Here is a 20,665-nt window from a genome sequence, read left to right on the forward strand (position 1 = left end):
CCTGCCCGCTGCGACGAGGTTCGCACCGGGGGCTGCCGGGCCGGCGATCCCGACGTCCCCGTACGACCGAGACTCCCGCCCGCGATCGTCGGTCGGCGGATTCGACGCGATGTCCACCAGGCGAGTCTGCCCCGGCTCCCCTGCGGTCACCGAACGCACCGCTGGACCACGGCGCGGAGGCATGCCGTGCACGCAGGCTCCACGGGCCGCCGAGTCACCCGGGACCATGAGCCGGCTCTCCACTCGTCAGCCCGGCGATCGCGAGATTCAGCGCGAGCACGTTCACCGTCTGGCCGCCGAGGAAACCCAGTTCGCGCCCCTGGGTGTGCTCGGCGACGAGATCACGCACCCGTTGCTCGGGCAGGCCGGTCACCCGCGCGACGCGGGCGGCCTGGAGTTCGGCATAGGCAGGCGAGATGTCCGGGTCCAGCCCGGAGGCGGAGGCGGTGACCGCGTCAGGGGGCACGGACTCCACCGGCACGCCTTCCCTGGCGGCGATCGCCGCCGCCCGCGCGTGCACCAGCTCGGTCGACGCGGGGCTGTCCCCGGCCAGGTTGGAGCCGCCGGACGCATACGGGTCACCGGGCCCGAGCCCTTCGGCTGCCGAGGCAGCCGCCGAGGGCCGGTGATGGAAGTACCGGTCGGCGGTCGGATCGTCGCCTGCAGCGGGATCGACGAGATCGAGCCCGAGATTCTCCAGGCCCACCGCACGGCCGTCGTGGTAGACGACCGAGCCTTCGGCGGAGGAGGACAGGCCTGGCAGCCGGGACACCGAATAGACGGCGAGCGGGTACATGATCCCGGTCAGCACGGTCATGACCAGCAGCAGACGAAGCGCCGCCATGGTCTGTCGCAGCAAGGTGATGGACAACGTGATCACCCGATTCCCGGGAGGTGACGAACGAACAGGTCGATGAACCAGATGCCGATGAACGGCGTGATCAGGCCGCCGAGTCCGTAGACGAGCAGATTGCGCCGCAACAGCGTCGATGCGCCCGCGGCCCGGTGGCGGACTCCCCGGAGCGCGAGCGGGATCAGGGCGACGATGATCAGAGCGTTGAAGATCACCGCCGACAGGATCGCCGAGGACGGCGTGGCCAGTCCCATCAGGTTCAGAGCCTCGAGCTGCGGAAGGATCGAGGCGAACATGGCAGGCAGGATGGCGAAGTACTTCGCGAGGTCGTTCGCGATGCTGAAGGTCGTCAACGCGCCCCTGGTGATGAGCAGTTGTCTGCCCACCTCGACGATCTCGATGAGCTTGGTCGGGTTCGAGTCGAGATCGACCATGTTGCCTGCCTCTTTCGCAGCCGAGGTGCCGCTGTTCATCGCGACCCCGACGTCGGCCTGGGCGAGCGCAGGGGCGTCGTTGGTCCCGTCCCCGGTCATCGCGACAAGCCTGCCGCCCGCCTGTTCCTCCTTGATCAGCGCGATCTTGTCTTCAGGGCGAGCCTGCGCGAGATGGTCGTCCACCCCGGCGTCCTCGGCGATGGCCCGTGCGGTCAACGGGTTGTCACCGGTCACCATGACGGTGCGGATCCCCATCGACCTGAGTCTGGCGAACCGCTCTCGCATTCCGGGTTTCACCACGTCCGCGAGCTTGATGACGCCCAGGACCCTGGCACCCGATGCATCGTTCTCTCCACAGACGAGCGGGGTGCCGCCGCGCAGGCTGATCTCGTCGACGATGCTCGTCAGGTCGGCGGGCACGGTGCCGCCGCGCTCACGCACCCAGGCGGCGACCTCGGCGGCGGCGCCCTTGCGAACCGAGCGCAGGCCGTCGCCGTCGGGCAGGTCGACCCCGCTCATCCTGGTCTGTGCGGTGAAGGGGACGAAGTCGGCGTTCCGTTCGCCCGAGTCGAACTCCGTCGGCAGGCCGTGCTCCCTGGTGCACAGATCGATGACGCTGCGTCCTTCCGGCGTCTCGTCGGCCAGGCTTGCGAGCCTCGCTGCCACCGCCAACCGGGTCAGGTCGACGTCCGCCACCGGCACCAGTTCGACCGCATGCCGGTTGCCGAAGGTGATGGTGCCCGTCTTGTCGAGAAGCAACGTGTCGACATCGCCCGCGGCCTCCACCGCACGACCCGAGGTGGCGAGCACGTTGCGCTGCACCAGCCGATCCATTCCTGCGATGCCGATCGCCGAGAGCAGCGCGCCGATCGTGGTGGGGATGAGGCACACCAGCAGGGCGGTCAGGACGATCAACGACTGCCTGCCGCCCGAGTACTCCGCGATGGGTTGCAGGGCGACGACAGCCAGCAGAAAAGTGATCGTCAGCGTCGACAGCAGGATGGTCAGAGCGATCTCGTTCGGCGTCTTCTGCCGTCGGGCGCCCTCGACGAGGTCGATCATCCGATCGACGAAGGACTCGCCAGAGCGAGCGGTGATCCGCACGATGACGCGATCGGAGAGGACGGTGGTGCCGCCGGTGACCGACGAGCGGTCACCGCCCGCCTCACGGATGACCGGCGCGGACTCGCCCGTGACAGCGGACTCGTCCACGGTCGCCAGGCCTTCGACGACGTCACCGTCTCCTGGCACGACATCCCCCGCGGTGAGCACGACGTGGTCTCCCACTCGCAGCGCGGAGGCGGGGACCTCGTCCGTCGCCAGTTCCGATGCGGCGAGCAGCGTGCCGACGTGCTCCGCGGCGTCCGGCCGGCTCAGTCTGCAGGCGACGCTGGAGACACGCGAGCGACGCAGGGTCTCGGCCTGAGCGCGTCCCCGTCCCTCGGCGACGGCCTCGGCGAGATTGGCGAAGAGGACGGTGAACCACAGCCAGCCCGCCACCGCGAAGGAGAACGGGTCCGGGTCGAGGACGGCCAGCACGGTGACCAGCACCGAGCCCACGGCGACGACGAACATCACCGGATTGCGCGCCTGGTGCCGTGGTGACAGCTTGCGCAGTGCCGCAGGCAGGGAGGTCAGCAACAGCCTCGGTGAGAAGGCCCCCGCACGAAGCGGCCGATCGGTCGAGTCGGCCACCGGGGCCCGGGGCGTCTCGTCAGTGGTGGTCATGCCAGTGCCTCCGCGATGGGGCCGAGGGCGAGTACGGGGAGGAAGGTCAATGCGGCGAGGAATACGGCCGTGCCGGCGAGCAGCCCGGCGAACAGGACACCGCCGGTGGGCAGGGTGCCCTCGCCCTGCGGAACGGTGCGCTGCCTCGCGAGCGCGCCTGCCAGGGCCAGCACCGCGATGATCGGGAGAAACCTGCCGAACAGCATCGCGACGCCCAGGGTCGACTGGAAGAAGTCGTCTGTGACGGTCAGACCCGCGAAGGCGCTGCCGTTGTTGTTCGCCGCCGACGCATAGGCGTAGAGCACCTCCGACAACCCGTGCGGACCCTCGTTGCCAAGCGCTTCCAGCGTCTCGGAACGGGTCAGCGCCCATCCGGTGCCGAGCAGCACGAGGGCGGGCATCGTCAACAAGGAGATCGCCGCGCAGGTCACCTCGGTACGGCCGAGTCGCTTACCCAGGTACTCCGGGCTGCGACCCACCATCAGGCCCGCGAGGAAGACCGCGATCACCGCGATCACGAGCAGGCCGTACAGACCGGCTCCCACCCCGCCCGGGGCGATCTCGCCGAGGAGCATGTTCAGTAGTAGCGCGCCGCCGCCCAGGCCGGTGAAGCTGTCGTGCATCGCGTTGACCGCGCCGGTGGAGGTGCCGGTGGTGCTCACCGCGAAGAGCACCGATGAGGCGATGTCGAACCGGACCTCTTTGCCCTCCATGGCCGCGCCCGCCGCCAGTGTCGCGGGCCCGTTCGGATGGGTCTCGGCCCACCAGGTGACCGCCGACAGCGCGGTCCAGAACAGCGTGATGACGGCGATCAACACGGTGCCCTGCCTGCGGTCGCCGACCATGATGCCGAAGGTCCTGGTCAGACAGACCGGGATCACCAGGAGAAGGAAGACCTGAAGGATGCTGGTCCACGCCGCCGGGTTCTCGAAGGGGTGCGCCGAGTTGGCGTTGTAGACGCCACCACCGTTGGTTCCGAGGATCTTGATCGCCTCCTGACTCGCGACAGGCGCGAGCGGGACGTCATGGGTGATGCCGTCGAGGCCGGTGACTCGCACGCTCTCCGCGAGGCTCATGACGACACCTGCCGAGACGAAGAGCACCGCCGCCACGAAGGCGACCGGAAGCAGCACTCGGACGACCCCCCGGGTGATGTCCACCCAGACGTTGCCGAGCCGGTCCGTACCCGACCGGACGAAGCCCCGGATCAGGGCGACCGCGACGGCCAGACCGACCGCCGCGGACAGGAAGTTCTGCACCGTCAGCCCGGCGGCCTGCACGAAGCTGCCGAGCGTGTTCTCCGGGACATAGGACTGCCAGTTCGTATTGGTCGCGAAACTGACGGCGGTGTTGAACGCCGTCCCCTCGTCGACCGGGCCTCGGTCGAAGCTCAACGGCAGCAGCGCCTGGAGTCGCTGAATCAGATACAGCGACAGCACCGAGACCAGTGAGAAGCCGAGAACTCCGATCGCATAGCCGCTCCACCGCTGGTCGGAATCGGGATCGACCCCGACCAGCCGGTAGAGGAACCGTTCCAGACGAAGGTGCTTCCGACTGGTGTACACCGACGCCAGATAGGCGCCTGCCGGTCGGTAGATCAGGGCGAGGGCGAAGACGAGCACTCCCGCCTGGATCAACCCCGCGGTGATCGGGCTCATCAGAACCTCTCCGGGCGAATCAGGGCATACACGAGGTATCCGATCGACAGCAGCGCGAGCGCACCCGCGACCAGGTCGGCGCCGACGCTCGTCGCGGCGCCCGTCACAACCGCTCCAGCCCACGGACGACCAGCATGAGCAGGCCGAACACCGTGACTGTCAGCGCGAGATAGGCGAGATCAGCCATCCCAGACGTCTCCTCCATGGTTTGTCACCCCGATCGGGTGACACCGCCGGAGCATCCGTCCGCCGCGCGTCCGGGAGCGAGAGCCTTGACGGCTTCTTGACGGTCGGCGGCCCGATGTTGACGGCGTCCTGACCAGGAGGACCGGCTGTCCGTTCGCGCAGTACCCCTCGGGCACGCGGAAGCCGGCGACACGGCGGTGCTGATCACGGCCAGGTGAGAGCGGGGTGGACGGCGGTTCGCCCGCCCCGGGATCGGAGCCGACGGCGGGCGACACGTGATCGCGCCGCCGGTGATGAACGCGCCACCGCCCTCGGTGGCGAGGGCAGCGGCGATCTCGCGTCTCCGCGCGATGTGCCGTCGACTCACGGTCTCAGCCGCCGTGGAGAATGTGTGTCTCCCTGCCGTTCGCTGCGCCCTCCCGCCGCACGCGGTCGACGGCCTGGTGATCTGGCGTGTTCGACAGCGGAAGGACCTGGCTGCCGGCAGGGGTGCACCGAGCAGGCCGACGACTCCGACGATCACACGGGCAGGCCGGCCGTGGGGACTACCGCAGACCTCGGCGGCGGCGAACCGCGGTCACGAGCATCGATCGCTGACGTCCCGAGCCCGACCAGCGGGAACAGCCGATCGGACGAGAACCGCCAGACTCTCCCGGCTCAGTGATGCGCGTCGGCGGGCTCGGGCTGGCAGCCGGGGCAGGAGAAGGCCGATCGGTTCATGAACGGATCACGGCGTATCGGGCTCGCGCAGCGTGGACAGGGCAGGCCTTCCTGGCCGTACACCGCGAGGGAACGATCGAAGTAGCCGGACTGGCCGTTGACGTTGACGTAGAGCGCGTCGAAGGACGTGCCGCCCTCGCCCAGTGCCTCGCGCATGACGTCGGCGGCGGCGGCCAGCAGTTCGGCGGCCTTCGCCTCGGGCAGGCTCGCCGTGGGGGACGCCCAGTGCAGGCGCGTCCGCCAGAGCGCCTCGTCGGCGTAGATGTTGCCGACGCCGGACACCAGCGACTGGTCCAGCAGGGCACGCTTGACCCCGGTGCGCCGTCTGCGCATCGCCGCGATCACCGCCGGCGCGTCGAAGCTCGGGTCCAGCGGGTCCCGGCCGATGTGGGCGACGGGCAGCGGAAGCGTCGTCCCGTCGACGTCCAGCAGATCGGCCAGCGCCAGTCCGCCGAAGGTGCGCTGATCCACGAAGCGCAGTTCACCGCCGCCCACGAAACGGAAGCGGACCCGCAGGTGCTTCTCGTCGGGCGCGGCGACGTCCTTGACCAGCAGTTGCCCGCTCATCCCCAGGTGCACGAGCAGTGCGGCGTCCTCCACCGCCGACGACGCGACCGCGCTCGACCGTTCGGCCGCCACCACCGCGCCGACGAACTCCGAGCCCGCCCGCACGTCACCCGCCAGCTCGAGCCACAGGTACTTGCCGCGTCGACGGGCGGCGGTCAGCCGCGCCCCGCGCAGCCGGGCGACGAAGTCGGCCGGACCGGGCTCGTGGCGGCGCACCGCGCGCGGGTGCAGTACCTCGACGTCGGCGATGGTGCGGCCGACGGCGTGGTCGAGCAGCCCGAGGCGGACGACCTCGACCTCCGGGAGTTCTGGCACGGCTGATCTCCGTCTTCGCCTGCGCGCAGGCGCCGGTCATCGTCGGCCCGCGGGCTGCCTCGTCCTGTCTGATGTGGTTCGGCGACGGCAGGTCGTCGGCCGTGGGCGGTCCGTCCGCCGCTCAGCCTGCCTCGGAGGCGCTGTTCCCCACGTTTCCCGCCGGCGTCGACTCGGCGTCCTGGCTCTCGCCGATCTCCTCGGCGGCGACACGGAGCTGCTCGGACAGCAGCCGCCACGCCGTCTCGGCCGAGCGCTGCTCGGCCTCCTTCTTGGTGCGACCCACGCCGGTGCCCATGCCCTGACCGCCGATGACCACCGTCGCGGTGAACTCCTTGCGGTGGTCGGGTCCTTCCTCCGCGACCCGATACTCCGGGACGCCGAGACCGGCGGCGGCGGTCAGCTCCTGCAGGCTGGTCTTCCAGTCCAGACCCGCGCCGCGCAGCGGGGCCTCCGCCAGCAGGCCGTCGAACATGCGGTGCACCGTCTCGCGGGCCGTCTCGACGCCGTGCTGGAGGTAGACGGCACCGATCACGGCTTCCAGTCCGTCGGCGAGGATGCTCGCCTTGTCCCGTCCGCCGGTCAGCTCCTCGCCCTTGCCGAGCAGCAGGTGCGCGCCGAGCCCGCCTTCGCCGAGTTCACGGGCGACCCCCGCGAGGGCGTGCATGTTCACGACGCTGGCCCGCAGCTTCGCGAGCTGTCCCTCCGGCAGGTCGGGGTGTCGTCGATACAGGTGATCGGTGATCACCAGACCGAGGACGGCGTCCCCGAGGAACTCCAGACGTTCGTTCGGCGGCAGGCCGCCGTTCTCGTATGCGTAGGACCGATGCGTCAGAGCAAGGTCCAGCAGCTCGGCGCCGAGTTCGACGCCGAGCGCGGTCAGCAGTGCGGAATGATCTCGGGATCGTCCCCTGGAACCGTGTGCTCCCACGAAGCCGTGCGCTTCGAGATCAGGCCGGTCGCGCGATCTGGCGGCCGTCGTAGGTGCCACAGCTCGGGCAGATCGTGTGGGGCAGCTTCTGCTCACGGCAGTTGCGGTTCGAGCAGACGACCAGGGTGGGTGCCGTGGTCTTCCACTGGGAGCGGCGGGAGCGCGTGTTGGAGCGCGACATCTTGCGCTTCGGGACGGCCACGACTAGTTCTCCTCTGACTTGTCAAAAGTGGTGCCTGCAGTGCTGGTGTCGCCGAACCGCTGTCGCAGGGCGGCCCACCGGGGGTCCATGGTCTCATGGCGATGGTCGGGGCCGAGTTCGGCCCACTTCCCGCCGCAGTCGACGCAGAGGCCTGCGCAGGCGGGCGAGCACAGCGGCGAGGATGGTAGCGCGAGCAGGATCGCGTCACGCACCACCGGTTCCAGGTCGATCAGCTCGTCGACCACCCGAGGGAGCTCGTCCTCGTCGGTCGTCTCGTCCGTGGTGCTCTCCGGGTAGGCGAACAACTCGGTCACCTCGACCTCGACCTCGTCGAGGATCGGGTCGAGACACCGGGAGCACTCGCCCTCCAACGGCGCGGTGGCGGTGCCCGCCACGAGCACGCCCTCGACGACGGAGTCGAGCCGAAGGTCCAGGACGACCTCGCCCTGGTCGGGGACCGCGATGATATCCAGTCCCAGGCGCGTGGTGGGCGCGAGGCTGCGGTGATGACGACGGCTGGCGCCCGCACGGCGGCCGAGCTCACGGGTGTCGAGGACCCACGGCCCGGACGGAGCGGGGCTCGCGTCGGACGAAGTTCTGGAGTGCATAGACATCAACGATCTGGAGTGTGTGAGCGGTACGGGACCAACCGAGACAGGCTACGCGAGAAGAGCGCGCCGGGTGAAATCCGTCGTGATCGGCCATGGTCGAGGCCTTCGAGGTATCGCGTCGCCGAAGGCCGTCGCGCGCCGCGGTCGTCGCCCCGCGACGCCGGACCGGGCACTCGACGAACGGCGCGTCGAACCCGATCCCCGGCTTGTTGCCGCGGCGTTCACCCCGAGCGGCACGCCTGGGAGGGGCGCGCCCGTGGCCGCGACACGGGCGTCACGGCGGTCAGCCGGGCATGCTGGAACGCTGCTCCCACTCGCTGTAGTCGAACGCGGTCCTGGAGGGCGCCCGCAGCTGTTGGCGGCCTTTGCCGACCGTCCGCAGCGTGCGGTCGAGCAGTTCCTCGAAGTCGGCCAGCTTGGCGTCGACGTAGGCGTCGCACTCGGAGCGCAGCCGTTCCGCCTCCACGCCCGCCGCCTCCACGATCCGTGCGGACTCGCCGTGCGCGGCCTGCACCACCTCGGTCTGGGAGACCAGCATCGCCTGCTCGGCGCGCCCCTCCTCCACGGACTGCTCGTAGGAGGCACGGCCCGCCTGCACCATCCGCTCGGCCTCGGCCCTGGCCCTGGCCACGAACTCCTCGTACTCGTGATTGCCGGTGGCCACGGCGCGGTCGGCCTCGGAGTGCGCCTCGGCGAGCATCCGATCGGCGTGCATCCTGGCCTCGGCGACCATCCGCTCCGCCTCGGCTCTGGCCTGCGCCATCAGCTGCTCGGCCTCGGCCTGGGCCTGGCCGACGGTCTGCTCCGCCTGCTCCGCGGCCTTGCCGACGACCTCGTCCCGGTGGTCCAGCACGTCCTGGGCGTCGTCGAGTTCGTTGGGCAGCGCATCGCGGATGTCGTCCAGCAGTTCGAGCACGTCGCCGCGAGGGACGACGCATCCGGAGGTCATCGGGACTCCCCGTGCGTCCTCGACGATCGTCACCAACTCGTCGAGCGACTCGAACACCCGGTACACGATTTCGACTCCTCGCAGCAGCACGCCGTTCGGCTACGGCGTCAAGTCTGCCCTGCCCGCCGGACGCCGTCAGGGATGCGGTCGCCGTGCGCGTGTCCCACGCCCAGAGTCCGCACGATCAGGATGGCACGTCCACCAACACGAAACTCGCGTAGTGGTCGTCGGTGTAGAAGTACTCGTCATCGTCGCCGGTGACAAGGCGCCGTGCGCCGCGATGCGGCACTCCCGGCGTCTCCACCGTGTACTCGTGGTAGTAGCCGTTCTCGCAGTCGGGCAGCAGGCGCTCCCGGTTGCCGAAGACGGTGCCGTCCTGCGGATGGGGGAAGGGCCCGCCCTCCTGGATCAGCGTGGCCGTCTCCGCGGTCTCCGGCGGCAGCGAGGCGAGGTCGACCTGGGTGAATCCCGTGGTGTCGCCACAGTCCGGCTGTTGGACGACGGAGATCAGCGAGCCGGTCGACGGGGCCGCGGCCAGGCCCGTCCCGCCGAAGGGCAGGAATGCCAGGAGCGCGAAGAGCAGCGCGGCGACGGCGCGGCGGGTGATGGTCGTCATGATCTCGACGTTAATCCGACATCGACATGGAGTCACCTCATCGTCACCGAACGTGTCTCGATGTGATTCGTCTCGCCTTCTTATCCGCCCTGGCGGATTCGTCTCGGTTCAGCCGCGTTCGGTCGCCCGCTCGACGACGCGCCGTTCGACGACGGCGGGCACCAGGGCGGACACGTCGCCGCCGTAGGTGGCTATCTCCTTGACCAGCGAGCTGGCCAGGAAGCTGTAGACCGGATTGGCGGCCATGAAGAGGGTCTCGACTCCGGAGAGCCGCTGATTCATCTGGGCCATCTGCAACTCGTAGTCGAAGTCGCTGACGGCGCGCAGGCCCTTGACGATCGCCTGGATGTCGTGGGTGCGGCAGTAGTCGACGAGCAGCCCGTGCCAGGAGTCCACGCGGACGTTCGGCCACTCGACCGAGACGTCCCGAAGCATGTCCAACCGCTCGTCCACGGTGAACAGGCTCTTCTTGCTCTTGTTGATCATGACGGCGACGACGACCTCGTCGAACTGCCCGGCCGCGCGCTCGATGATGTCGACATGGCCGTTCGTGACCGGGTCGTACGAGCCTGGATAGATGGCGCGTCTCATGGGGCGGGACGCTAGCAGCGGGTTCACGGGCCACCTGCGAGGACGAGTCGAGCCGTGATCGGAAACACCTCGATCGGATCACGGCGGGCCGTCCCGGCGTCGTCCGCCGCACCCGGGCGCACCGCCACGCCCTCCCGGCATGCCCGCCGCCGAGGCGGCCGGGTCGGCGCCCGACTCGCGGAGCGGCCGTGACGGGGACCAGGACCGGCGGCGCGTCGACTACCGCGATCGGTCTTCTCGGGCCTGCCACACCCTGACCGAGGGACTCCACGCCCTTCGGCGGCGCGGGCGACGCCCGGCAGGCGCCGTCGGACGACTGCGGGCAGGCCCGACGGCCCGTCCCGACGACACGTCGGCCGCACCGCGCCCCACCTCAGCCGCCGGCGTGCGCGTCTCCCGGCGTCTCGCCCGAAGGCTTCGCGCCGTTCGCGTCCTCGTCGTGGTCGCCCCAGTACAGGATCGTGTCGCCGTAGCGCTTCTCTCGCAGGGCGCGGAGCGGAGCGGGCCAGCGCGGGGGCCGATCGCGAACCGCCCGCTCCACCACGACGAGGCTGCCGGGGCTTGTCCAGCCGTGGTGCGCGAGGAGGGCGAGCACCGCGTCGAGCCCGTCGGTCGGCACGTCGTACGGCGGATCGGCCAGCACGAGATCGAAGGGTCGGTCGGCGGGGCTGTCGAGCACCGATGCCACCGTGCCTGGCCGGACCACGGCCCCCTGCGGGCGCAGGGTGTCGATGTTGCGCCGCAGGACGAGCGTCGCGCGCCGGTCGGATTCGACGAACACCGCCTCCGCCGCGCCCCGCGACAACGCCTCCAGTCCCAGCGCCCCGGAGCCCGCGTACAGGTCGAGGACCCGGCGGCCTCGGAGGTCCACCAGCGACTCGACCGCGTTGAACAACGCCTCCCGCACCCGTTCCGAGGTCGGCCGCGTACCGCGCGGAGGCACCGTGATCCGCCTGCCGCCCATGCTGCCCGCCACGATCCGCGTCACCGGGCCATCCTCGCCCATCCTCGACCGCCGGCGGCGCGCAGGCCGCCCGCACCGCGGGCGGGCGGCCGTCGGAGCCTCAGCCGCCGAGGTAGGCGCCGCCGTTGACGTGCAGCACCTGTCCGGTGACGTGTCCGGAGCGCGGCGAGGCCAGGAAGCCGATCACGGCCGCGATGTCGGCGGCGAGGCCCACCCGCTTGGTGGCGGTCTTCTCGAGGAGCGTGGTGCGACGTGCGTCGGTCATCCGACCCCGGAAGAACTCGGTGTCCTCGGTGTATCCCGGCGCGACGACGTTCGCGGTGATCCCGCGCCCGCCGAGACCGAAGGCCAGTTCCTTGGTCCAGGTCTCCACGGCGGCCTTGGCGGCGCCGTAGCCCGCCGCGCCGTAGCGCGACGCGATGGAGCCGAGGTTGATCACCCGACCGTTCTCGGCGAGCCGGGGCCGCAGGAGTTCGGTGACCAGCACCGCGCTGAGCAGGTTGGCGTTCAGATTGGCCTGCCAGGAGTCGCGCAGGGCGACGAGGTCGCCCTCGGCGGGGGCGGGCTGCCCGATGTCGGTGTTGCCGCCCGCGTTGTTCACCAGCACGTCCACGCAGGCGGGCAGCCTCGGCGCGGACTCGGCCAGGGCGGCGGGGTCCGCGACGTCCAGGGACAGCGGCGTGACCGTCGGCCCGAGTTCGGCGACGACGGCCGCCAGCGGCTCCGGCCGCCTGCCGATGACGACCACCTCGAATCCGGCGTCCGTCAGCTCCCGGGCCGCGGCCCGCCCGATACCGGTTCCTCCACCCGTCACGACGGCGGTGCGCCGCATGAGCATCTCCCTTGTTTAGGCCTAAACATCTCCCCGATAGGCTAACACCATGACCGGCTCCGATTCGACGGATCGCATACAGCTCGCCTGGGCAAGGGAACGGCCGGGCACACCCGTGGCCTCCATCGGCGTGATCACGCGGCTCTGGCGGCTGGGCAAGCTGCTCGGCGACGAACGACGTCGCGTCCTCACCGCGCTCGACATCGATCGCGCGACGCTCGATCTGCTCAGCACCCTGCGGCGAGCCGGCCCGCCCTACCGGCTGCCACCCCGCGATCTCGCCCGCCGCAGCCTGATCAGCGCGGGCGCCATCACCCAGCGGGTGGCCAGGGCCGAGGCGGAGGGTCTCGTCCTGGTGCACCGGACCGAGTCCGGCAGACGCACGATCGGCGTCGAGCTGACCGAAGAGGGGCACGCGGAGGTCGAACGCAGCGTCGACGACCTGCTCCGGCACGAGGAGTCGCTGATCGACCACCTCGATCCGGCCCAGCGTGACCAGCTCACCGAACTGCTCCGCGTACTGCTCGCCGGGCTCCACGACAAGCTCGGCGTCACCGACGAGGACGCCGTCGAACGCGACGCGAACTGATCTCGGGTACGAACGAGACACACGCCGCGCAGGCCGGCGCGGCCGAGCCCCTCCTCGCCCTGCTCACCGGTGTGATCCGCTGCGTTCCTCGGATCGTCGGATCAGCACCCCGAGGGCACCCGGCCGCGGGCACGCCGACCGCGGACGATCGCCGCGCCCGGGTGTTCCCCGGCGGCGCCTGCCCACCACGAGCCCGCCGCACCACGCCGGTGGCCTGTTGGTCCGGGCCTGGCCGGGACCGGCATCACCTGCCACTGGAGTCCCGGACGACACGGGCGCCGCCGGCCCTCGTGGCCGCCTGGCCTCGTCGTTGCGACGAGGCACACCCCGCGACACCGTCTCGCGGACGCCCGCCGACGCCGGGTCGAAGGCCGAGCGGCCCCGACCCGGCTCGAACGTCAGTTCAGCTCGATCAGCAGGTCACCGCCCTCCACCTGCGCGACGGAGCCGATCGCGAGCCGCCGGACGGTGCCGCCCTTCGGCGCCGTGATGCCCGCCTCCATCTTCATCGCCTCGATGGTGGCGACGGTCTGCCCCGGCTCCACCGTGTCGCCCTCGGCCACCGACACCGTCACCACACCGGCGAAGGGCGCCGCGATGTGGCCGGGGTTGCCGCGATCGGCCTTCTCCGCCGCGGGCACGGCCGACGCGATCGAGCGGTCCCGCACCTGAATGGGCCGGAGCTGGCCGTTCAACGTGGCCATCACGGTGCGCATCCCGCGCTCGTCCGCCTCGCCGATGGCCTCCACCGTGATGTACAGCCGCACACCCCGCTCCAGGTCGACCGAGTACTCCTCGCCGGGCCGCAGCCCGTAGAAGAAGTCCTTGCTGCGCAGCAGGCTCGTGTCGCCGTACTCCTCGTGGTGCGCGGTGTACTCCTTGGCCGGGCCGGGGAAGAGCAGCCGGTTCAACGTCGCGCGACGGTCCTCGGCGAGCCCCCGACGATCCTCCTCGGTGAGCGGCACGACCTGGCGTGCGCCGGAACGGCCCGCCAACGCCTTCGCGCGAAACGGCTCGGGCCAGCCGCCGGGCGGGTCGCCCAGCTCGCCGTGCAGGAAGCCGATCACGGAGTCCGGGATGTCGAAGCGCCCCGGGTCCGACTCGAACTCCGCGGGGTCCGCGCCCGCGCCCACCAGGTGGAGGGCCAGGTCGCCGACCACCTTGGACGACGGCGTGACCTTCACCAGCCTGCCCAGGATGCCGTCGGCCGCGGCATAGGTGGACTCGATCTCCTCGAACCGATCTCCCAGCCCGAGGGCGATGGCCTGCTGACGCAGGTTGGAGAGCTGACCGCCGGGGATCTCGTGGCGGTACACCCGGCCGGTCGGCGACGGCAGCGCCGACTCGAACGGCCGGTAGATCCGACGCACCGCCTCCCAGTAGGGCTCCAGGTCGCAGACCGACGACAGCCGGAGACCGGTGGCCCGAGGCGTGTGGTCGGTGGCGGCCACCACCGCGGACAGCGGCGGCTGCGAGGTGGTGCCCGCCATCGACGCCGAGGCCCCGTCGACCGCGTCGACGCCCGCCTGCACGGCGGCCAGATAGGTGGCGAGCTGCCCGCCCGGCGTGTCATGGGTGTGCAGGTGGACGGGCAGGTCGAATTCGCGGCGCAACGCGCTGATCAGCGTCGCCGCGGCGGGCGGCCGGAGCAGACCGGCCATGTCCTTGACGCCGATGACGTGCGCGCCCGCCGCCACGATCTGCTCGGCGAGCCGCAGGTAGTAGTCCAGGGTGTAGAGCTTCTCGCCGGGGTCGGAGAGGTCGGCGGTGTAGCAGAGGGCGACCTCGGCGACGGCCTGACCGGTCTCGCGGACGGCCTCGATCGCGGGTCGCATCTGCTCGACGTCGTTGAGGGCGTCGAAGATGCGGAAGACGTCGATGCCGGTCCTGGTCGCCTCGGCGACGAAGGCGCTGGTCACCTCCTCCGGGTACGGCGTGTACCCGACGGTGTTGCGCCCGCGCAGCAGCATCTGAAGACAGATGTTGGGCACCGCCTCGCGCAGCGCCGCGAGCCGCTCCCACGGGTCCTCGGCGAGGAACCGCAGCGCGACGTCGTAGGTGGCGCCGCCCCAGCATTCCAACGACAGCAGCTCGGGGGTCAGCCGCGCCACGTGCGGCGCGACGGCCAGCAGGTCCTTGGTGCGTACCCGGGTGGCCAGCAACGACTGGTGGGCGTCGCGGAAGGTCGTGTCGGTGACCCCCACCGCCTCGGAGGCACGCAGCCAGGACGCAAAGCCGGCGGGACCCAGCTCCAGCAGTCGCTGCCGGGAGCCTGCGGGCGGCACGGCCTCCAGATCGAGTTCGGGCAGCTTGTACATCGGGTCGAGCGTGCTCGGGCGGTCGCCGTGCGGGCGGTTCACCGTGACGTCGGCCAGGTAGGTGAGCAGCCGGGTGCCCCGGTCGGCGGACTGCCGCGCGGTGAGCAGCCTCGGGCGCTGCTCGATGAACGACGTGGTCACCCGGCCCGCCTGGAAGTCCGGGTCGTCCAGCACCGCCTGGAGGAAGGGGATGTTCGTGGCGACGCCTCGGATGCGGAACTCGGCCAGCGCCCGCCGGGCCCGCGCGGTGGCGGTGGCGAAGTCCCGGCCCCGGCAGGACAGCTTCACCAGCATCGAGTCGAAGTGCGCGCTGATCCCGGTGCCCGCGAAGGTGGTCCCGCCGTCGAGCCGGATGCCCGCACCGCCGGGCGAGCGGTAGGCACTGATGGTGCCGGTGTCCGGGCGGAAGCCGTTGCCGGGGTCCTCGGTGGTGATCCGGCACTGCAGGGCCGCCCCCCGCAGGGTGATGCGCTCCTGCGCCAACCCCAGGTCGGCGAGCGTCTCACCGGCGGCGATGCGCAGCTGAGACTGCACGAGGTCGACGTCGGTGACCTCCTCGGTGACCGTGTGCTCCACCTGGATGCGCGGATTCATCTCGATGAACACGTGGTTGCCGCGCTCGTCGACGAGGAACTCCACGGTGCCCGCGTTGACATAGCCGATCTGGCGCGCGAAGGCGACGGCGTCGGCGCAGATCCGCTCGCGCAGCTCGGGATCGAGGTTGGGAGCGGGGGCGATCTCGATGACCTTCTGGTGTCGCCGCTGCACCGAACAGTCGCGTTCGAAGAGGTGGATGGCGTGGCCCACGCCGTCGGCGAGGATCTGCACCTCGATGTGCCGGGGATTGACGACGGCCTGTTCCAGGAACACGGTCGCGTCGCCGAAGGCGGACTCGGCCTCACGCATCGCCGCCTCGGCCGCCTCGCGCAGGTCGGCCGCGTTCTCCACGCGACGCATCCCCCGACCGCCGCCGCCCGCGACGGCCTTCACGAACACCGGGAACGTCATGTCCTGGGCGGCGGCGACGAGTTCGTCGATGTCGGCGGTCGGCGGGACGGAGGCGAGCACGGGCAGTCCGGCGGCCCTGGCCGCGTCCACCGCGCGCGCCTTGTTGCCCGCGAGTTCCAGGATCTCGTGCGAGGGGCCGACGAAGGTGATGCCCGCCTCGGCGCAGGCCTTGGCGAGTCCGGGGTTCTCGGAGAGGAAGCCGTAACCGGGGTAGACGGCGTCGGCGCCCGCGCGGCGGGCGGCGGCGACGATCTCGGCCACCGACAGGTAGGCGCGAACGGGATGCCCGGGCTCGCCGATCTCGTAGGCCTCGTCGGCCTTGAGCCGATGCACCGAGTTCCGGTCCTCATGCGGAAAGACGGCGACTGTTCCCGCCCCGAGCTCGTAAGCGGCGCGAAACGCCCGAATCGCGATCTCGCCTCGATTGGCGACCAGGACCTTCCGGAACATACGGGCTCCCTTCCGATCAGCGAATTCTCGCTGCCGGCGACCGTACCGGCTTCCTCCCGCCCGCTGGGAGGACTCTCCCAACGGTCGAACGCACCACTTTTCTCTCAGGAGAAGAAGGCACGGTCTTCTGCTCCCGACGATGTGATCGGCATCTCGAATCGGTGGATACTGCGCGGCCTTCGCCGTCACCCCGTCGGGGAATGCCCGCTCGGCGGCATCCGCCGCCTCCGGCCTGCCGGAGATCTCCGCGGGGTTCGGCCGCCGTCGCGATCCTCACCGGCTCCGCAGAGCCGGTGCCACCCCGGCAGGCCACGAGGGCTGTTGCGTCGTCCCGGACGATTGCGATCCTCACCGGCTCCGCAGAGCCGGTGCCACTCTTGCTGTCGCGGGCGGCTGACTTCGCGGCGACACCGTTGCGATCCTCACCGGCTCCGCAGAGTCGGTGCCACGAGCCGCGATCTCCTCGATCTCCTCGTCCTCGAAGTCGTTGCGATCCTCACCGGCTCCGCAGAGTCGGTGCCACCCTGGCCTGCCAGGGGTGTCGTCTGTTCGAACGGGCTCAGGTTATCGGCTTGTGACCGACACGCCCGCAGATCGCTTGGGACCGACCCGGCGTGTCGGCCGACGCCTCCGGTCCCGAAGCACCCGGCCCGCCAGGAACCCCCGGCACGTCCGATTCAGCTGAGCTTCGATCTCGCGCCGGGGACGCGGCGGGCCGAGGCGACACCCTCTCGATCTCAGCGGACGACGTCCCGCAGACGCAGCGGAGCGGCGGGCGGCAGGGGCGCGGCGGGCTCGCCTCGGTCGGCGCGAAACCCCTCGATCAGGTAGGCGACCAACCTGCGGGACGCGGCCTCCCGGATCTCGGCGGAGTCCGCGACGATGCCGCCGTTGGCCATGAGCACCAGCGTCAGGTCCGCGGGCGTGAAGTCGGCCCGCAGCCGTCCGCTCGCCTGTGCTCGCCGTGTCAGCTCGGCGAACCCTCGGATCGCCTCCCCGCGTTCCCGTTCCACGTCGATCGTGTCGCGCAGCGCCGCCGCCAAGGCGGCGCCGAAGCCTCGATCGCGGGCCTGCGTCAGACAGACGTACTCGATGACCGTGCGGAAGCCGCGCCACGGGTCCGGATCGTCCAATGCCGTGTCGACCACCGCGACGCACGCCGCGAACTGGCCGGCGAACACCGCGACCACCAACGACTCCTTGGTCGGGAAACGGCGGTAGAGGGTCGCCACTCCCACGCCTGCCCGCCGGGCGATCGCGGCCGTCGGCACGTCGAGCCCCCGAGCGGCGAAGAGCTCACCGGCCGCGTCCAGGATGCGCTCACGGTTGCGGCGGGCGTCCCCGCGCAGCGTGACCGGGGCGTCGGCGCCGGACGCGGCCGGCATCCGAGACGACTGCTCGCTCATCTTTCTCACTTCGCCGTCGAGATCGGGATCGCCTCCGCCACGCTGTTAGCGTCGGCAGAGAAGTGGAGATGCTAGTCCGCTTAGCGGCGATCACGGCGTACGACGTCGCGCGTCGCCGATCAGGCGCCGTCGACGGACCGCCGCCGCACCGCAGTCAGCGATGGAGGTCGCGTTGCCCTACCGAGGTCCGCTCCCGCACCGACTCGTCACGCGCATCAACGCCGGGGTGAACGCCCTGCGCGCCTCCCCCCGCTGGGGCGAGCGGGTGGGCAGACATCTCACCGAGATCACCTATGTGGGGCGGCGGTCCGGCCGCACCATCAGCACGCCGATCGGCTACCGGCGTGCCGGGGACGTCGTCACGATCAGGGTCATGCTTCCCGAGGCCAAGACATGGTGGCGCAACTTCCTCGGCGAGGGGTGGCCGATGTCGCTGCGGCTGGACGGCATGGACCGCAGCGGACATGCCGTGGCGCGCCGGGACGCGCGCGGCCGAGTCTCCCTCACGGCACGCCTCGACCCCGTCGGGAGTCCGAGGGCCGAGGACGAGACCGCCGACACCGAGCGCTGACACGGGACGGGCGAGCGGGCATCACGCCTCGACATCCCCCGCTCGCCGCCGTCCCCGAGCGAGCCGCCCGGTGCGGTTCCCCGCCGCCGGAGCCCGAATCGTCCATCGGCCGTGCGGCCCGTGTCCCGCTCGCCGCACGTCGGAGCGGTGACCCGCCGGTGTTAGGTTGTCCGACTGCCCGGCGGAAGGAAACCAGCATCGTGTCGGAACGTGACCGTCTCCCCTACTCCGACGAGGACGTCCGCTCAGCCTGGGTCGACGAGCCGCCGACGCTGAACGCCACGGTCACCCTCGCCGACTACGACCCGGAGTGGCCCCGGCTCTACGAACGGGAGGCCGAGCGGATCCGGCTGCTGCTCGGCGAGCGGGTCGTCGCGCTGGACCACATCGGATCGACCTCGGTCCCCGGCCTCTGTGCCAAGCCGATCATCGACGTCCTGCTGGTCGTCCCCGACTCCGCCGACGAGCCCGCCTACGTCCCGGCGTTGACGGACGCCGGCTACCGCCTGGTCATCCGGGAGCCCGACCGCGACGAGCATCGCGCGTTCAAGGGGCCGGACACCGACGTCAACCTGCACGTCTACTCGCCCGGCTCCGCCGAGATCGAACGGTACCGGCTCTTCCGCGACCGCCTGCGCGACCATGACGAGGAGCGGGACCGCTACGCCGCCGTCAAACGCGAACTGGCGGGCCGGACATGGAAGTACATCCAGAACTACGCCGACGCCAAGACCGAGGTCGTCGAGGAGATCGTCCGGCGGGCGCGGGAGGCCGCCGCGGCCCCCTATGACGAGTTCAGCCGCGCCTATGCGGAGCACTCGGCCGTCAATCCGTTCAACGTCTACTACGACCGGCCCGCGATCCTCGCGCTGGCGGGTGAGGTCGCGGGACTGCGGGTGCTCGACGTCGGCAGTGCCGCGGGCCTGCTGGCGGGTGAACTCGCCGATCGGGGGGCCCGGGTCACCGGCATCGACCGCAGCCAGGGCATGGTGGATCTCGCCAAGGAGGCCTTCGGCGATCGGGTCGACTTCCGCCGCGCCGATGTGGCCCGTCCGCTGGACTTCCTGGCGGCGGACTCGGTGGACCTGGTGACGGCCTCCCTGGTCCTGCACTACCTGCGGGACTGGGGCCCCGCCCTGGCCGAGTTCCGTCGCGTGCTTCGGCCGGGCGGCGCGGTCGTCGCCTCCGTGCACCATCCGGAGGATTGGCACTGGTTCGAGGGCACCCGGTACTTCGAGACCGAGCTGCTCACGGACGAGTGGACGTTGGCCGGGCAGCGGCAGAGGGTGCGGTTCTACCGCAGACCGTTGAGCGCGATCTTCGGCGCGCTGCGCGAGGCCGGGTTCGTGGTGGACCGGCTCGACGAGCCCGCGCCGCTGCCCGAGTGCGAGTCCGCCGATCCCGGCGCCTGGCGGCTGCTCACCGGCGGACCGCGGTTCCTCTACCTGCGGTCGGTCAATCCGGGCTGAGGTGGCGACGGCCCCGGCCGGACTCGGCGTGGGCGGCGTCGGTCGGGTGTCGCGCTGGATAGGGTCGCGCCGTGATCAGCACTTTCCTCGTCACGTATCCGTGGTTGACGACGACGGCCCTGATGCTGCTGATCGTCGTGGGCCCGCTCGCGGGCGCGTGGCTCGCGGACAGGCCGCGCGCCACGCGCGTGCTGCTGGGACTGTCGATCGCGGCGGTGCTGGTGCTCACCTTCGCTCCGGCGAGCCGCGAACTGGAGATCGGCTGCTCCGTCGAGTGGGACCTCCCCCGGCTCGGCGCGGTAGAGCTGATGGCGAACGTCATCCTGTTCGTCCCCGTGGTCCTGCTCGCCGGTGTGCTGACTCGTCGACCGATCCTGATGGTCGCCGTCGCCAGCGGAGCCTCCGTGCTGATCGAACTGGTCCAGGCCTTCGCCACGGTCTTCGGCCGCAGCTGCTCGACGAACGACTGGCTCGCCAACACCCTCGGCGCCCTGCTCGGGGCCGTCCTGGCCGTCGCCGCGCTGTGGCTGGCTCGTTCGTTCCAGGCACGCATCCGGCGCTAGGAGTCGCCGGGGCAGGGCGAGGATGGAGACTCCGGAGCACCCGTGCCTCGCCGAGAGCGGCCTCCGCCGCCGAGGCCGTCGATTCGGCCGGGCGGGGCCTCGGCCCGGGCCGTGACGGCGACTGCTGCCGTGTCGCC

19 protein-coding genes are annotated in these 20,665 nt (G+C 71.0%); 4 read left to right on the forward strand and 15 right to left on the reverse strand.

The genetic code is table 11. The features are described from left to right. Positions 1-214: 214 nt before the first annotated feature. From AHOG_RS23585 to AHOG_RS23645, 13 genes are all read right to left on the reverse strand, one after another. Complete coding sequence (locus AHOG_RS23585) at positions 215-871, reverse strand: potassium-transporting ATPase subunit C (protein WP_245856413.1); 657 nt, start codon at positions 869-871, stop codon at positions 215-217. A gap of 5 nt (positions 872-876) precedes the next feature. Continuing rightward, positions 877-3,015, reverse strand: coding sequence for a potassium-transporting ATPase subunit KdpB (kdpB, locus tag AHOG_RS23590; RefSeq protein WP_093943287.1), 2,139 nt, complete (start codon positions 3,013-3,015; stop codon positions 877-879). Further along, on the reverse strand, positions 3,012-4,673 hold the full coding sequence (gene kdpA / locus AHOG_RS23595; protein ID WP_093943288.1) for a potassium-transporting ATPase subunit KdpA: 1,662 nt from the start codon (positions 4,671-4,673) through the stop codon (positions 3,012-3,014). The genes kdpB and kdpA overlap by 4 nt, the downstream gene beginning before the upstream one ends. Beyond that, entirely contained in the window at positions 4,673-4,780 is a 108-nt protein-coding gene (gene kdpF / locus AHOG_RS23600; protein ID WP_093943289.1) for a K(+)-transporting ATPase subunit F, read from the reverse strand. The genes kdpA and kdpF overlap by 1 nt, the downstream gene beginning before the upstream one ends. 736 nt (positions 4,781-5,516) lie before the next feature. Beyond that, positions 5,517-6,461 carry a bifunctional DNA-formamidopyrimidine glycosylase/DNA-(apurinic or apyrimidinic site) lyase gene (gene mutM / locus AHOG_RS23605; protein ID WP_093943290.1) on the reverse strand — a complete coding sequence of 315 codons (945 nt, stop codon included), beginning with the start codon at positions 6,459-6,461 and terminating at the stop codon, positions 5,517-5,519. Between the two features lie 121 nt (positions 6,462-6,582). After that, the gene (gene rnc / locus AHOG_RS23610) at positions 6,583-7,389 is read right to left on the reverse strand and encodes a ribonuclease III (RefSeq protein ID WP_093943291.1); all 807 of its coding nucleotides are present in this window, start codon (positions 7,387-7,389) and stop codon (positions 6,583-6,585) included. A 19-nt stretch (positions 7,390-7,408) separates the two neighbouring features. Then, positions 7,409-7,591: a 50S ribosomal protein L32 gene (rpmF, locus tag AHOG_RS23615; RefSeq protein WP_093943292.1), complete on the reverse strand. Its 183-nt coding sequence runs from the start codon at positions 7,589-7,591 to the stop codon at positions 7,409-7,411. Positions 7,592-7,593: 2 nt separating this feature from the next. Continuing rightward, positions 7,594-8,199: a YceD family protein gene (locus AHOG_RS23620; protein WP_093943293.1), complete on the reverse strand. Its 606-nt coding sequence runs from the start codon at positions 8,197-8,199 to the stop codon at positions 7,594-7,596. 286 nt (positions 8,200-8,485) lie between these two features. Beyond that, a complete protein-coding gene (locus tag AHOG_RS23625; protein ID WP_093944747.1) occupies positions 8,486-9,217 on the reverse strand; it encodes an SPFH domain-containing protein in 732 nt (243 codons plus the stop codon). Positions 9,218-9,335: 118 nt separating this feature from the next. Next, entirely contained in the window at positions 9,336-9,767 is a 432-nt protein-coding gene (locus tag AHOG_RS23630; protein WP_093943294.1) for a guanyl-specific ribonuclease, read from the reverse strand. A gap of 108 nt (positions 9,768-9,875) precedes the next feature. Further along, on the reverse strand, positions 9,876-10,358 hold the full coding sequence (gene coaD, locus AHOG_RS23635; protein ID WP_093943295.1) for a pantetheine-phosphate adenylyltransferase: 483 nt from the start codon (positions 10,356-10,358) through the stop codon (positions 9,876-9,878). A gap of 373 nt (positions 10,359-10,731) precedes the next feature. Continuing rightward, positions 10,732-11,346 (reverse strand): 16S rRNA (guanine(966)-N(2))-methyltransferase RsmD, encoded by a 615-nt coding sequence (gene rsmD, locus AHOG_RS23640; RefSeq protein WP_093944748.1) that lies wholly within the window; start codon positions 11,344-11,346, stop codon positions 10,732-10,734. Between the two features lie 76 nt (positions 11,347-11,422). Next, positions 11,423-12,154, reverse strand: a complete 732-nt coding sequence (locus tag AHOG_RS23645; protein ID WP_093944749.1) for an SDR family NAD(P)-dependent oxidoreductase — start codon at positions 12,152-12,154, stop codon at positions 11,423-11,425. Positions 12,155-12,203: 49 nt separating this feature from the next. Between AHOG_RS23645 and AHOG_RS23650 the strand changes: the two genes are divergently transcribed. Beyond that, a complete protein-coding gene (locus AHOG_RS23650; protein ID WP_093943296.1) occupies positions 12,204-12,743 on the forward strand; it encodes a MarR family winged helix-turn-helix transcriptional regulator in 540 nt (179 codons plus the stop codon). 398 nt (positions 12,744-13,141) lie between these two features. On the opposite strand, the gene AHOG_RS23655 is transcribed toward AHOG_RS23650, so the two are convergent. Further along, positions 13,142-16,519: a pyruvate carboxylase gene (locus AHOG_RS23655; RefSeq protein ID WP_093943297.1), complete on the reverse strand. Its 3,378-nt coding sequence runs from the start codon at positions 16,517-16,519 to the stop codon at positions 13,142-13,144. A 737-nt stretch (positions 16,520-17,256) separates the two neighbouring features. Then, a complete protein-coding gene (locus AHOG_RS23660) occupies positions 17,257-17,925 on the reverse strand; it encodes a TetR/AcrR family transcriptional regulator (RefSeq protein WP_245856414.1) in 669 nt (222 codons plus the stop codon). 160 nt (positions 17,926-18,085) lie between these two features. On the opposite strand from AHOG_RS23660, the gene AHOG_RS23665 reads away from it, so the two are divergent. The 3 genes from AHOG_RS23665 (at position 18,086) to AHOG_RS23675 (ending at position 20,528) form a co-directional block, all read left to right on the forward strand. Further along, a complete protein-coding gene (locus tag AHOG_RS23665) occupies positions 18,086-18,496 on the forward strand; it encodes a hypothetical protein (RefSeq protein ID WP_245856415.1) in 411 nt (136 codons plus the stop codon). Positions 18,497-18,696: 200 nt separating this feature from the next. After that, entirely contained in the window at positions 18,697-19,965 is a 1,269-nt protein-coding gene (locus tag AHOG_RS23670; protein ID WP_093943298.1) for a GrpB family protein, read from the forward strand. A gap of 71 nt (positions 19,966-20,036) precedes the next feature. Further along, positions 20,037-20,528 carry a VanZ family protein gene (locus AHOG_RS23675; RefSeq protein WP_093943299.1) on the forward strand — a complete coding sequence of 164 codons (492 nt, stop codon included), beginning with the start codon at positions 20,037-20,039 and terminating at the stop codon, positions 20,526-20,528. Positions 20,529-20,665: the final 137 nt, after the last annotated feature.

The sequence above is a fragment of the Actinoalloteichus hoggarensis genome (assembly GCF_002234535.1).
GTDB lineage: Bacteria > Actinomycetota > Actinomycetes > Mycobacteriales > Pseudonocardiaceae > Actinoalloteichus_A > Actinoalloteichus_A hoggarensis.